Origin of the sequence: Nostoc sp. (assembly GCF_036917535.1) — a bacterium.
Taxonomy (GTDB): Bacteria; Cyanobacteriota; Cyanobacteriia; order Cyanobacteriales; family Nostocaceae; genus Nostoc.
The window spans coordinates 182,861-195,579 of record NZ_JBALDA010000091.1 but is presented as its reverse complement, the minus strand read 5'-3'; the positions used below and the strand labels follow the sequence as shown (position 1 = coordinate 195,579).

The following is a 12,719-nucleotide window of genomic DNA, read 5'->3' as shown; positions in this document are numbered from 1 at the left end:
GGTCTTTTTTCATCACCTGATTGACGTTTAGCATTTTTCTGTCTCATTCCAATCGCCAATCGTTACTTTACCTTATTAAGCGACAAGTCTATTATATACATTTAATCGTTTCGTCCTTCAGGGATTAGGTGCTAGTGACGACGGAACCTTAGTTCTATTTAATACTCCCCTAAGTCTGTATCGTGAAACTTACTATCTACAGAATGACTTAACGGCTAAATTTAATACTGGCTTCCTCAAGCATACACTTTTGTTTGGTCTGGAGCTTGGTAAAGAGTCTCAGTGGCAGCAGAACGAGGCAGGACCCGATCAGTCGATTAATATTTTTAATCCGGTCTACAACTTTTCTTTTGGTCCATATCAACCAACTCGTGATAATGCAATCAATAGCACCTCTTTTGGAATTTACCTGCAAGATCAGATGAGTGTGTTTGATAATCTCAAACTCCTCGTAGGCGGCAGGTTTGACACTTATCATTCCACAACACAAGATTTCCTCAATGCCTCAACCACAAAGACAGATAGCGATGCGTTTTCACCGCGTGTGGGAATTGTTTATCAACTGACGAAAGAAATTTCACTATTTGCCAATTATAGTCGCTCGTTTGTTCCTATAGCTGGTAGCGATAAGAACAACAATGCTTTTGTGCCTGAACGGGGAACTGGCTACGAAGCCGGCATCAAAAGAGACTTTTTCAACGATCGCCTCTCTTCTACCCTAACTTTCTACACAATTACCAAAACCAATGTTGTAACTGCCGATCCCAGCGATCCCGCTAACTTTGAAATTCAGGTCGGCGAACAACGCGCTCGTGGAATTGAGTTGGATGTGGCTGGAGAAATCCTACCTTGTTGGAAAATTATTGCCTCCTACGGTTATATAAATGCAGAAGTCACTAAAGACAATAGCTATCCAGTCGGAAATACTTTAGCTAATACACCCCAACATACTGGTTCATTGTGGACAACTTATACATTTCAAACAGGTCCTTTAGAAGGGTTTGGTTTTGGTGGAGGCATTTTTGCAAACAGCAGAGCTTATGGAGATCTAGATAACTCTTTCACTGTACCTGGTTTTGTACGGACTGATGCGGCACTTTTCTACAAAAAGGATCGCTTGAGAGCATCTGTTAATTTCAAAAACTTATTTAGTACCAGATATTTCGAGACTGCTTTTTTCGGTTCAGCCTATCCGGCTGCACCGTTTACAGTTCAAGGAACGATTTCTTGGGAGTTTTGAGGTAGACGGATGAGAGATGAAGCTTTCAACAGAAGTACAGGACAACTGCAATGAACGCCAAAACACTCCGAAACCGAGTATTTACTTTGCACCGCTACATCGGTCTGTGGATACAGAAGTGCAGACACCTGTAGTTTGAAGCAGATAAATTCCAGGCACTGTTTTGGTCAATTTTTTTAACGTAGACGCTTCTTCAGGTTGTCGCAGCACAAAGGCAGAGCGGCGCAGCCTATTGCTCTGGCGAGGAATAATCTCCTGATTTCCCGCCACTCTTACTTATTAAACGAATTGATTCAATTTGAATCGACTTTTCTAAAGCTTTTGCCATATCGTATAAAGTCAGAGCAGTGACAGAAACGGCAGTTAAGGCTTCCATCTCTACACCAGTTTCAGCTTTGGTTTTGACTGTGGCTTGAATTTGATAACCGGGTAGTTGGGGATCGGGTACGATTTCGACTGCGATTTTTTGCAAAGGCAACGGATGACACAGAGGAATTAAAGTGGCTGTTTGCTTGGCTGCCATAATTCCAGCCAATCTTGCAGTTGCCAACACATCACCTTTTGGGACATTTCCGGCTTGAATGGCAGCGAAGGTGGCTGGCAACATTCGCACATTGGCCGCTGCTACTGCTTGGCGAATCGTGGGTGCTTTATCAGACACATCCACCATTTGTGCCTGTCCTTGGGGATCTAGATGGGTTAAGTTGGCAAAATTAGATGGAAAATTATCTTGCGCCATTTGGTTAGAAGGTGTTAAAATACATTGTCGGTGAGGGCGTGTAGCTCAGTGGACTAGAGCACGTGGCTACGGACCACGGTGTCGGGGGTTCGAATCCCTCCTCGCCCGTTTTTAAAAGTTAAGAGTTGAAAGTTAGGAGTGAAGAGTTAAATTTCATCACTCCTAACTTTTAAGTTTTTCAAGGCGTAGGCATCTGAAGCTAGACCTAATGCAAAGCGCAGTGAGTTGGATAAGTTTTTGCTCGAACGCGTTAGGAAGAGGATAAGTGCAAGAAAAGTAATCACTGCACCGTAGCCAAACATATCGCGGTAGCCTACTTGTTCAGCGATAATACCCAAAAGAGGAGCAGCGATCGCAACTCCGAGATCGAGTCCAGCTACACATATAGCAAAAATCTTCCCCCGTTCTTGCGGCAGTGAACGGTCTGCCATCATGGTAATCATCATCGAGAACAGTGTACCACTACCAGCACCTTCAGCGATCGCAGCCAGCAAGAAAACAATTGCGCTGTTAGCCTGCCACAGCAGTATTAACGCCAAAACGTAGCAAAAAATACTAAAGGTAATAAACAAACCACGCCCGAAGCGATCGCTTGCCTTACCAACAAATATCCTGATATTAAAACTAGAAAATGCCGCAGCTGTAAAAAACAGTCCGCCATTGAAGTCCACGTCAGTGGATTTGAGGAACAATGCCACAAAAGTATGTACAGCACCAAGGGACAAACCAACCAGCAACATAACTATAGTTGGAACTCTCACCTGTGGACTAGCGAAAATTTGCCAAAATTTGCGATCCTCTTTTTGAGTTTGCTCCTGCCTTTGCACTGGCGGACTCGTAACTTGTACAATCCCCAAGAGGGCGACAAAACCCAATTCCGCAGACAACAGAAATAATATTCCGTAACCACTTGTAGCTACTAAATACCCTCCCAAGGCAGGGCCAATTGCTAAACCAATAGGAGTTGCGAGGCTCATGTACCCAATGATTTCACCACGAGTCTTGGCGGGTGCTAAATCTGTGACTAAGGCACTGTAGCCAGTGCCAAAAGCAGCAATACTAATGCCGTGAAAAATCCGCACTAGGATCAACAGCCCAATAGATCGGGTTGCAAAGTAACCAAAGGGTGCGATCGCAGCTACGAGCGTACCAAGCAATAAGACAATTTTGCGACCACGTTCATCGGCTAATCTTCCCACCATCGGGCGAGATAGCAATAAGCCAATAGCGAAACTGCCCATGACAATCCCAATTTCTTGCTTGCTTGCACCTATATCATTGATGTAAAGCGGTAGAGTTGGCAAGAGCGAAGACAGGCTCGACCAGAATAATAAACCTGCTGTAAATAAAATCAGCAGGTTGCGCCGCAGTTGAGCGTCAAAGGTATTAAATGCTTTCAAGGTAGATGCAATGTAATTGGTTTTTTGTCATTAGTCATTTGTCCTCTCTTACAAAGTTCTGATCGGAGGAAACCTCCGCTCCGACTTTGCGCTTTGTCATTTGTCTTTTGTCAGTTACCAATAACTAATGACCAATACTTCGGCTGCGCTCAGTACAAGTGACCAATGACTAATGACTAATGACTATTGTTACGCTACTTAACATTTTTTGCTATTACTTCTCGCACGCGATAGATAGGCCTTCCTTGGGATTCATGGTATGTACGCATGAGTAATTCTGCTAAAAGACCGAAGCAAAATAACTGCACTCCTGTTACTAACAAGAGAACTGCTAAAATCAGCAAAGGGCGATTGCCAATCATCTCACCTAAAACTAATTTGACGAAAGTTAGGTAACATCCGATCGCAGTGCCCAAAAACATTGAAATCAAGCCCAACAGCCCAAAAACGTGCATTGGACGGGTGAGGAATTTTTTCATAAACAGAATGGTTAACAAATCCATCAATACTCGGAATGTCCGCCAAATTCCATATTTACTACGACCAAAGCGGCGGGCGTGATGACGTACAGGTATTTCAGTAATTCTAGCTCCTTCGATGTACGCCAAAGCAGGTAAAAATCGGTGTAATTCTCCATAGAGGTTCATATCTGCCAAAAGTTCTGCACGATACGCTTTCAGCGAACAGCCATAGTCATGAATATTCACGCTAGTGGTACGGCGAATTAGCCAATTAGCAATTTTGGAAGGAAGTAACCGATTTACAGCACCATCTTGGCGTTTTTGCCGCCAACCACTCACCAAATCGTAACCCTCATCCAGCTTTGCTAATAACATGGGGATATCAGCCGGATCGTTCTGGAGATCGGCATCTAAAGTGACGATCTTTTTACCGACTGCATAATAAAATCCAGCAGCCATCGCCGCAGTTTGTCCGTAGTTGCGACGCAAAATCACCGCCTTTAAATCAGTGCGGATTTGCGCTTCTTTTTTGAGAAATTCCCCAGAACCATCTGTAGAACCATCATCTACACAAATGATTTCATAATTTATCTGACTAGAGGATAAAGTAGAGGCGATCGCTTCTAGTAAAAGCGGCAAACTCTCCACCTCATCATGTATTGGTATTACTACTGAAACATCTGGGACAATTGCACAAATCGCCCCATTTTCTCCTTTCACCCCTTGATAAACCAACCCACTCCTCATAAGCCTCAGCGCCCTCAGCGTTTCTGTGGTTCGTAACTCTTGATAACTCTACCAGCCCCTCGCAGCTGCTGATAGTACGACTGACTAACTCCATCTCCCTGTTCCGAGAGAATATCAATTCCGATCCCATTCCGTCCCTGCTCTTTGCCAGAACTATGGATATAATAACCATCCGCCAAATAAAGCCCGACATGGGTGGCTTTTTGGCTAGTTCCAAAAAATACCAGATCTCCGGCTACTAATTCTGTAATTGTAATTGGTTGAGTGAATCCTTCCTGTTGATAGGCATCTCTAGGTAGCCAAATACCCACCGAAGCAAACGCCGCCTGCATTAACCCAGAACAGTCATAATTTGGCCCAACCGTACCACCCCAAAGATAATAATTTGATTGTTGCATCGCTTTTTGGGTAAAAGCGATAATATCTGCTAGAAGTTTTTTAATCTTCGATTCAGAAAATGTTGCAGCCTGATAAGGTACAGTAGCAGATTGTAATGAATCAAAATCTGAAACAGATACCCATCCTGGATAGTTATCTTCACATAAATACACCTCAACCGCTAAATTTTGATGATTTGATGTTACCCACAAATGTCTCCCAGATGCAGCTTGAGTTGCTAAACGCGTACATTCAGGAGAATCATATAAATTCAGATCAGCTAAACACTGATATTCCCCTGATTTTAGATTTTGGATTTTGGATTTTAGATTAAAGGACATTATCAGAGAATGATTTTTTTTAATAAAGACGAACAACTCGAAAATCTTGGGTTAGGCATTTTAGATGCAACTTGGGCAGCATTTGGGAATTTAGCACGTAACCAAATTGCTCTGACTTGGGTTATTTACGATCCACCAGTGCGAGTAAATACTGGTGGGGCACTGACTCCCAACGCTTTTTGGGATCACCCAGTTCGTGGTTTCACTTATCGTGGTGTTGAGCGGATTTATCCTGCCAGTATAGTCAAGCTATTTTACTTGGTAGCAGTAAATGAATGGCTAGAAAAAGGCATGAGTCAAACCTCCAAGGAGTTGGAGCGAGCTTTGCAGGATATGATTGTCGATTCTAGTAATGATGCTACCAGCTATGTTGTGGATATTTTGAGTGGCACCACATCAGGGCCAGAATTACCAATCGGCCCCTTTGAAACCTGGAAATATCAGCGTAATATTATTAACCGTTATTACCAATCTTTGGGTTGGGAAGAATTGGAGACAATTAATGTCTGTCAAAAAACTTGGGGTGATGGCCCTTATGGACGGGAACGGGCGTTTGTGGGAGAGTTACTAGAAAATCGTAATATGTTGACCACAAATGCGATCGCCAGATTACTGCATAGTATTGTAGGTGGGGTGGCGGTTTCAAGTGCGCGATCGCAAGCAATGATAGCTTTACTGAAACGTCCTCTCAACGATTTGACCACTGACACCGAGGAAAATCAGGTGACAGGTTTTTTAGGGGATGGACTGCCTGAAAATGCTCAAATTTGGTCAAAAGCAGGTTGGACAAGTCAAGTTCGCCATGATGCTGCGTATATTGAGTTACCAGAACAGCGTCCTTATCTTTTAGTGGTATTTACTGAAGGTAAAGCCCAAGCTAAGAATCGGGATATTTTGCCCTTTATTTCTAGACGAGTTGCCGAAGCGATTAGCAGTCTATAATCCAAAATTTTTAGAAATAAACCATAGGTTAGGCGCACATAGCTAGCTGTGCGCTCCTATAGGGAATTGTTGGTTCAACGCCGTCTGCCTCAACCTGCTAGGTGAAGCTCGATGTCATGACTGGCCAATGGGAGCGCGACCCGTAAGATACCATGATACGCCATATACCAATGCAGTTTACTTTTAAACCCGTTGAGTATCTGAAATATTTCTAGGGTATCTTGTCGGCTGTACCCGCACTTTTGCTGTTATTTTTCACATCGCACACACAGTTTATGTTGGTTATGTGCCTGTCAGTCCTTTTACGATGCCTCGCAAAATCTTTCTCTTGAAATTATTGTGGCATGAACTGCAATGCCTGATAAACAGCTTCAGGATTACCCGCAATAGCCTTAAGATATGCCTGTGCTGTTTGGTCAGGTTCGCTGCGTCCTTGCTCCCAATCACGCAAAGTACTAAGCGGAATATGATAACGCGCTGCAAATTCCTCTTGGGTCAGTTGCAAGGCGCGGCGCATCGTTTTGACACGAGGGACACGACGGGCAGTTTTTAGCTGATCTTCCGTCAGGGGAATAGCATCGGGGTCACTGAATGCCGCAGCGACAATTTCTTCTTCCGTCATCGGACGCATGGGTGGGCTGGAAATGGGTTGTTCGCTGCCGTCCGGTAAAACTTCAACCACCGTCCCGTCCTTGTGCATTCTGGCGATAGTACTCGTTTCTCTCATATTTTGTTGCCCTTCGTGCCGATATTAACCGGATACGGTCACTGCGTTCAGTGTAGGTTACGTGAAGTATTACCCCATTATAAATGGCTATCAGGTTAATCCGTTCTTCACCATAATCCACACGGTCGTCAATGATCTCAATGGCAAAAGGGTCACGGAACGCTCCAACAGCTTCTTCAAATGAAACACCATGCTTTTGCCAATTGGCAACTGCCTTGTCCCTGTCCCATTCAAAATTACCCTCATCCTGCATAATGTACGGAATACCAGTAGTCTTGTCAACTGTCCACTGTAAATGAAAGCAGGACACAATACATTCATATCTTGATTCAGCAACGCTAAATATTTAAAGGCATATATCAACTTTTGACCCATTGTTGGGAAAACACTCAAGGTTGGTGATTCCGCTCATAAGCATGAAAAAATTAATACTTTGAGGCATTAGGTCAACGTTTTAGCTCGAACGTAGGATGTTGCATCAGTCACGAGCCAAAACGATAAGCCAACTATAAAATTTACAAACAACGGCAGAGAGTCAACGGCAGAAGTCCAACGGTAATAAATATCAATTAAAACTTTAGTTATGAGCATAAAGCCTATTAAGGAAGAAAATGTATTTCGAGAGGCGCTGCGCGACGAGATATGGTATCCTTATTTCAACCTCACGTTTTTTAGCGTGGGTTCACTTATGCCTTTCTTCGATAAATGTGATGAAAGTTGATAATAAATGAAAAATTGTCAATTTATTAAACATTTGGATAGCTTCCATAATAACCAACTATTACTCGGACGCGGCAAAAAGTATGAGTAGAGCACAGTTTCTGTCCTATAAGGATTGGCTTGAAAAAAGCTCAAAACAGCTTCCTAAATATCATGAGAAAAAGAGAAGTAGTAAAACTCAGCCCTCTAAACAAAGTAAAGGTTATTCTTGTATTCTTCTAGCAGTAACACTTCTTATAATCATTCCTTTGAGCGTTGCATTAATTGAAGTTTTTTTGCCAATTATTATTGGATTGTCTATACTTAGTTTGGTGCTTAGTTTGCTGGGCTTTAAATTTTCTCCTCTTACTAGATTTAGCTCAGAGGAGTCTATACACCTTGATCCATTTAATAGACATATTTTAAGTGGAACACCGCTTATGTATTATAGAGATGTGGATAATAAGTTCAGCAAAATAGAGCAAGAAAACAATTATTTTATAAATATTGCAGGTTTGAGATGCCCTGCCAGTTTGCTCAGTAGACATCTTTTTTTAATGGGGCAGAGCGGTTCAGGAAAAACATTGATTCTCTCTTTACTACTGAATAGTGTTGCTCAAAGATTTAAAGAACAACATAAAGTTAGAGCCTTAGTTCACGATTTTGGTAATACGCTTTATCCCTCTCTCAAGAATGCCGGACTCAATCCAATTCTTTTCAATCCTTTTGCCGTGCAGGGAGGTGCGCGGTGGGATATATCGAAAGACTGTCTTAGTGAAGATGCTGCTCGTCAGTTGAGTGCAGGGATTGTAAATAGTTCGGGCAATCTGTCTGAAGCTCCGTTTTATAATGCTGCAATTCGTCATACGATAGCTGCTATTCTTGCATATCTTGCGAAAGAGAGAGGAGAAAGTAATTGGGGGTTGAGTGACATTTGCGAAGTTGCTTCGGAGCCTGAATTGCTCAAAGCAGCATTGGAAGCAACAAACACAGGGCAGCTAGCAAAAGGGTATTTTTTAGGTAACTCAGAAATGGCTGGCTCTGCTCGTGCTGTACTACGCCAAGCAGTTTTTGAAATTCGTGGTGTGGCTGAAATGATGGATAAGCAATCAGAGGTCTTCTCAGTTAGAGAATGGTCTAGGAATTGGAGGACAACTTTAGTGCTCTCTTACCCTTTTGATCGCCATGAAAGTATGAAAGTGGTGAGTGGAATGTTTATGCAAGCTGTTGCTGAATCTCTCCTCTCTAAGGAAGCTCTTGAAATTGAAGAACAAAAATCTGGTAATTGCCAAACTTATCTTTTCTTAGATGAGCTTCAAATACTTCCTATGCTACCTTCTTTGTCAAACCTGCTAAATTTCTCTCGAAAATTTGGAGGAGCCATAGTTATGGTTGCACAAAGCCGTGCCTTACTGAATTCCATTTATGGCAAGGATGTGACAGAGGGAATGATCAGTAACTGCCAAACACAACTGTATTGTCGTTGCTTTGGAGAGGATGCAGAATGGGCATCAAAATTATTTGGCTCTGTGGAGGTTGAATCGGAAACTGAAACAAGATCTGAAAGCAGATCAATAAACTACTCTCAAACTGATACTTTGAGTCGAACCCAGTTGTTAAAACCAAATGTTTCCCCTGATCAACTCATGCTTCGCCCTATAATTTCGACAGACAATTCTGTTGGGGGATTTGGTATTAGTCAGTATGGAGGATTTGTCTTCGAGCTTGAAGCCTCTTACTTATATGAACAAGGTTTAAGTGCGCCTGTTGAATCGTCTGGTAGTTTGGTGATAAGCTGACGCGCATTTAAATTTGATAATTTAGTACCTGAAACTGTTGGTTGCCTTTGATTGCCATCTAAAACTAGATGACGAACAGTTTAGCTTCAGTTTATAAGGAATAATCACATTGTAGCTCTCGATCAAACAAAGCAGTGTCATCGTCTAAGATTAACTTGTCTGAATCAAATTTCAAGTTATCTTCTAGCAGTAACTCACTTTCATGCTTGATACCTTTATCCAATTGTGCAATACTAATTTCTTTCTGATTAATTTCAGGTTGTTTTGGTTTCAGTTGGTCAAAGATTTCATTTTTCTTATCAAGATTAATTTTATTAGATTGATGATTATTTAGGTTTTCAAGACTTGAGTTTGTAAATTCAACATTTTCTACAGAAATTTGCTCAGGAGATTTCAGATTCTTCTGTAAACCTCTTACACCATCATATAACTCTTCAAAACCATTGAGAACTTCTTTTAAATCACCTTTTCCCGCAATGTAGTTTTCAACTGATTTAGAAAGTGAAGAAACATCTCCAATATTAGGAATGTCTTTTAACTGATCAATCGCATTCCATATACCATTTATGTCTTTTTTTTCTACTGCTTTAATACCATCCTTCAATGCCTTAACCTTCTCTTCTATCCATAAACCCCCTCCAATACCAACACTTGTTGCATAAGTTAACTTCATTGCTCCGGCAATACCATAGCTATGACACCAACTTGCTAAATGAGGTGTAATAAACTTAATGGCAATTGGAAAACCCTTAACTGCTAGAAGTTCTAATAGCATAAAAGATTCCTCGAATACTTAGATTTTTTACTGAGACAAATGAGATTTAAATTTCAGCAACTTCTTAACGGAAAAGTGTCTTAACCCTCTTTAAAGAAACACGAGCCGAAACCCTGATCAATACGAGATTTTTCGATTTCGAGTGTTTCTTTCATTCGTAGCGGGTGGTGTATCGCCAGTGAGAGCAATCCAGCTAGCTTTAATGATATAATAAAAGTTGGAGATGTTCGTAATTTCCGTCAAGATGGTCTGATCGCCGATTCAAGAATGGTTATTGTGCTCTGGAAAGCTGGAATCTTTGCCCAATTTAAAAATCCCAACAAATAACCGAAAACTGATAAAACAAGAACAATCTGGCATACTGGCGGCATAGCTAACCTTTGTTCCGTCGAGTTTCACAGCATGTCTGCCCTGGATACCTCACCCGATACCCAATCAGCAAAAGTTGGTAAAACGGAAAAAACTCAGCCTGCTGTATCCAGACGCAAGTCGCCAAATCAGCGCAGATATAAGGGTGTGCGATCGCGGGAATATTTATTACCCTCAGAAATAGACGCGATGATGAAAGCCATTAAAAAACATGGCGGCAGACACGCGCACCGGGATGCGACGCTGGTTTTGCTTCTGTATCGGCACGGGTTGCGGGTGGGAGAAGTCGTTGATGGTTTCTTAAATGCTAGCTTGGCTTTTTCATGTTTAATTTTATGCTGGTTCTTCTCTGATCCTTACGCTTTCATATTCTCGTCAGTAACTCATTGGGAATTCAACTTAAATTCGTCAAACTTCAATACTTCTGAATCAGGCTTACGAGTATCAAAACGATAACTACTTATCGTACCTGCCCCCGTATCAAAAATACTGAAAACTGTAATATCATTACTCGCAATATAAGGCATCGGCTTTCCATTTTCACCCAGCAAGGGGGCAATTGTTGGCACTATCGGTTCTAACCCGTTGGGATCGCCAAGCTTAACATAATCCTCTTGATATCCAATTGGTACTTCTCGCTTTCTGTCACCCCAAGCAGCACCGTAAGTATTGCCTACATTAGATGTTTCTAGAAAATGCATTCCACTGGAACTAACAAAGCGATTCCACAAATGAGAATGTCCGTAGAATACCAATTGCACATTAGCCGCTTCTAATAAAGGAACAACATCGCGAATAATATAATCTGCATCTTTGGGGTACTCATAACGCACTGCTTTGATATTATTACCATCACGTTCAATTATTTGAACTGGTTCTGTATAAGCAGGAACTATGTTATCACCCAGAGTGTGGGGCGGATGATGAAACATCACAACTTTGTATTTTGCTTGTTGAAACTCACGGCTGTTAAGTTCTGCTTCTAGCCAATTGTACTGCTTGCTGCCTTTAGCAATTGGCTCATAAATAACTTGTCCATAGCCCCAATTTTCAGGATTATTTAAATCCTTTTCTGCTTCTAGATATCTACCCTTACGCTTTCCAGTTAAACTGGGAGTCCGCCACATACTCGTAATGTACAGTACCACCAAACGTACATCACCAAAACTGACTGCATAATACCTTTTTCCACCCTCTTTACTTTTTGGTAAAGAGAAAATCTCTTCATAGGTATCAGTATTAAAAGAATTATCAATTAAAGATTTATTTGGGTAGATTTTTTGAGCAACCACACGGGGAATTGTATCATCAAATTCATCATTTAAACTTCCCGTCCTGGCAAAGCGCCCCATCACCTCATGATTGCCAATGCAAGTAAACATCGGTGCATGTTGAATTATTTGTCCACCAGTGTAGGTTGTCTTAACACCATCGTGCGTCATTTCATATTTAGCACGACCTTGTAAACCGGGAAACAACGCACCACCAATATTATTATCAAACCATTCTGAGGCGCGATCGCTAACATTGACCAAATCACCAGCAAACCACACGCCATCAACCCGTCCCACTGTTTCGACCACTTTTTGCAGATTTGCTGCTGTCATCGGCTTTAATTGATGATCTGAGGTAAGTAGAATTTTCAGTGGTGTATCTGATTTGGGAGTAGCTGCAAGACTAAAAACATCACTATCAATACTCTCGCCGTCTTTTCGCACACTCGTGACACGATAGTTAATCCGCACACCAGGAGTTAACCCAGTTACCTCAGCCTCATGTCGCCAAATGTCCCGTTGGACAGGTTTTTGATAAACTTGTCTGTCTTTGGTTTGGTTTGCAACTCTTGATTGTTGGTCTTCACGTGTGCGACTGAGTTTAGTAGTACTTGCCTTAGCAGTTTGTTTGAGATTTTCTCCGTAGTTTACTGTGTGATTAACACCAGCAAATTCAGTAAACCAAACTACTCGTACTGAAGTTTCAGTTGGCAATTGCAAAAAGGGATCGGTGAGCAGTTGGGGTACTGATGTCATAATTGTTTGCCCAAATGAACGCACACTTACCAGAGTAAAGCATATAACAAGCGCAAGTATAGCTACTGAGGA

The 12,719-nt window shown here is 41.8% G+C and carries 12 protein-coding genes, 1 tRNA gene and 1 pseudogene; 6 read left to right on the top strand and 8 right to left on the bottom strand.

Annotation, left to right across the window (positions count from 1 at the left end; genetic code table 11):
• Window positions 1-148: 148 nt before the first annotated feature.
• Window positions 149-1,240: pseudogene (locus tag V7K56_RS30695) on the top strand (TonB-dependent siderophore receptor); the annotation flags it as partial.
• A 16-nt stretch (window positions 1,241-1,256) separates the two neighbouring features.
• Window positions 1,257-1,379: a hypothetical protein gene (locus tag V7K56_RS30690; RefSeq protein WP_334916836.1), complete on the top strand. Its 123-nt coding sequence runs from the start codon at window positions 1,257-1,259 to the stop codon at window positions 1,377-1,379.
• Between the two features lie 90 nt (window positions 1,380-1,469).
• Here V7K56_RS30690 and moaC read toward each other — a convergent pair whose 3' ends face one another.
• Window positions 1,470-1,979: a cyclic pyranopterin monophosphate synthase MoaC gene (gene moaC / locus V7K56_RS30685; protein WP_334916834.1), complete on the bottom strand. Its 510-nt coding sequence runs from the start codon at window positions 1,977-1,979 to the stop codon at window positions 1,470-1,472.
• A gap of 34 nt (window positions 1,980-2,013) precedes the next feature.
• Between moaC and V7K56_RS30680 the strand changes: the two genes are divergently transcribed.
• Window positions 2,014-2,087 (top strand) — tRNA-Arg (locus V7K56_RS30680).
• A 38-nt stretch (window positions 2,088-2,125) separates the two neighbouring features.
• On the opposite strand, the gene V7K56_RS30675 is transcribed toward V7K56_RS30680, so the two are convergent.
• The 3 genes from V7K56_RS30675 to V7K56_RS30665 all read right to left on the bottom strand — a co-directional run bounded on the left by V7K56_RS30675 (window position 2,126) and on the right by V7K56_RS30665 (window position 5,306).
• Window positions 2,126-3,379, bottom strand: a complete 1,254-nt coding sequence (locus V7K56_RS30675) for an MFS transporter (protein WP_334916832.1) — start codon at window positions 3,377-3,379, stop codon at window positions 2,126-2,128.
• 194 nt (window positions 3,380-3,573) lie between these two features.
• Window positions 3,574-4,587, bottom strand: coding sequence for a glycosyltransferase family 2 protein (locus V7K56_RS30670; RefSeq protein ID WP_334916830.1), 1,014 nt, complete (start codon window positions 4,585-4,587; stop codon window positions 3,574-3,576).
• 14 nt (window positions 4,588-4,601) lie between these two features.
• Window positions 4,602-5,306 carry a C40 family peptidase gene (locus V7K56_RS30665; protein ID WP_334916828.1) on the bottom strand — a complete coding sequence of 235 codons (705 nt, stop codon included), beginning with the start codon at window positions 5,304-5,306 and terminating at the stop codon, window positions 4,602-4,604.
• 9 nt (window positions 5,307-5,315) lie between these two features.
• Between V7K56_RS30665 and V7K56_RS30660 the strand changes: the two genes are divergently transcribed.
• Window positions 5,316-6,248, top strand: coding sequence for a serine hydrolase (locus V7K56_RS30660; protein WP_334916826.1), 933 nt, complete (start codon window positions 5,316-5,318; stop codon window positions 6,246-6,248).
• A gap of 334 nt (window positions 6,249-6,582) precedes the next feature.
• On the opposite strand, the gene V7K56_RS30655 is transcribed toward V7K56_RS30660, so the two are convergent.
• Window positions 6,583-6,975 (bottom strand): helix-turn-helix domain-containing protein, encoded by a 393-nt coding sequence (locus V7K56_RS30655; protein WP_334916824.1) that lies wholly within the window; start codon window positions 6,973-6,975, stop codon window positions 6,583-6,585.
• Window positions 6,923-7,228, bottom strand: coding sequence for a BrnT family toxin (locus tag V7K56_RS30650; protein ID WP_334916822.1), 306 nt, complete (start codon window positions 7,226-7,228; stop codon window positions 6,923-6,925). Before V7K56_RS30650 ends, V7K56_RS30655 begins: the two co-directional genes overlap by 53 nt.
• 550 nt (window positions 7,229-7,778) lie before the next feature.
• Between V7K56_RS30650 and V7K56_RS30645 the strand changes: the two genes are divergently transcribed.
• On the top strand, window positions 7,779-9,473 hold the full coding sequence (locus V7K56_RS30645; protein WP_334916820.1) for a type IV secretory system conjugative DNA transfer family protein: 1,695 nt from the start codon (window positions 7,779-7,781) through the stop codon (window positions 9,471-9,473).
• Window positions 9,474-9,564: 91 nt separating this feature from the next.
• Here the strand turns inward: V7K56_RS30645 and V7K56_RS30640 are convergent, their stop codons facing one another.
• The gene (locus V7K56_RS30640; RefSeq protein WP_334916818.1) at window positions 9,565-10,248 is read right to left on the bottom strand and encodes a hypothetical protein; all 684 of its coding nucleotides are present in this window, start codon (window positions 10,246-10,248) and stop codon (window positions 9,565-9,567) included.
• A gap of 402 nt (window positions 10,249-10,650) precedes the next feature.
• On the opposite strand from V7K56_RS30640, the gene V7K56_RS30635 reads away from it, so the two are divergent.
• Window positions 10,651-11,073, top strand: coding sequence for a hypothetical protein (locus tag V7K56_RS30635; RefSeq protein WP_334916816.1), 423 nt, complete (start codon window positions 10,651-10,653; stop codon window positions 11,071-11,073).
• On the opposite strand, the gene V7K56_RS30630 is transcribed toward V7K56_RS30635, so the two are convergent.
• A complete protein-coding gene (locus V7K56_RS30630; RefSeq protein ID WP_334916814.1) occupies window positions 11,001-12,647 on the bottom strand; it encodes a metallophosphoesterase in 1,647 nt (548 codons plus the stop codon). The two genes, V7K56_RS30635 and V7K56_RS30630, sit on opposite strands and share 73 nt — an antisense overlap.
• Between the last annotated feature and the right edge of the window lie 72 nt (window positions 12,648-12,719).

Bases quoted from the DNA above. Each gene is read 5' to 3' on its own strand.
- V7K56_RS30690 (WP_334916836.1), top strand. From the start codon at position 1,257: ATGAAGCTTTCAACAGAAGTACAGGACAACTGCAATGAACGCCAAAAC.
- moaC (WP_334916834.1), bottom strand. From the start codon at position 1,979: ATGGCGCAAGATAATTTTCCATCTAATTTTGCCAACTTAACCCATCTA.
- V7K56_RS30670 (WP_334916830.1), bottom strand. From the start codon at position 4,587: ATGAGGAGTGGGTTGGTTTATCAAGGGGTGAAAGGAGAAAATGGGGCG.
- V7K56_RS30665 (WP_334916828.1), bottom strand. From the start codon at position 5,306: ATGTCCTTTAATCTAAAATCCAAAATCCAAAATCTAAAATCAGGGGAA.
- V7K56_RS30660 (WP_334916826.1), top strand. From the start codon at position 5,316: ATGATTTTTTTTAATAAAGACGAACAACTCGAAAATCTTGGGTTAGGC.
- V7K56_RS30655 (WP_334916824.1), bottom strand. From the start codon at position 6,975: ATGAGAGAAACGAGTACTATCGCCAGAATGCACAAGGACGGGACGGTG.
- V7K56_RS30650 (WP_334916822.1), bottom strand. From the start codon at position 7,228: ATGCAGGATGAGGGTAATTTTGAATGGGACAGGGACAAGGCAGTTGCC.
- V7K56_RS30645 (WP_334916820.1), top strand. From the start codon at position 7,779: ATGAGTAGAGCACAGTTTCTGTCCTATAAGGATTGGCTTGAAAAAAGC.
- V7K56_RS30640 (WP_334916818.1), bottom strand. From the start codon at position 10,248: ATGCTATTAGAACTTCTAGCAGTTAAGGGTTTTCCAATTGCCATTAAG.
- V7K56_RS30635 (WP_334916816.1), top strand. From the start codon at position 10,651: ATGTCTGCCCTGGATACCTCACCCGATACCCAATCAGCAAAAGTTGGT.
- V7K56_RS30630 (WP_334916814.1), bottom strand. From the start codon at position 12,647: ATGACATCAGTACCCCAACTGCTCACCGATCCCTTTTTGCAATTGCCA.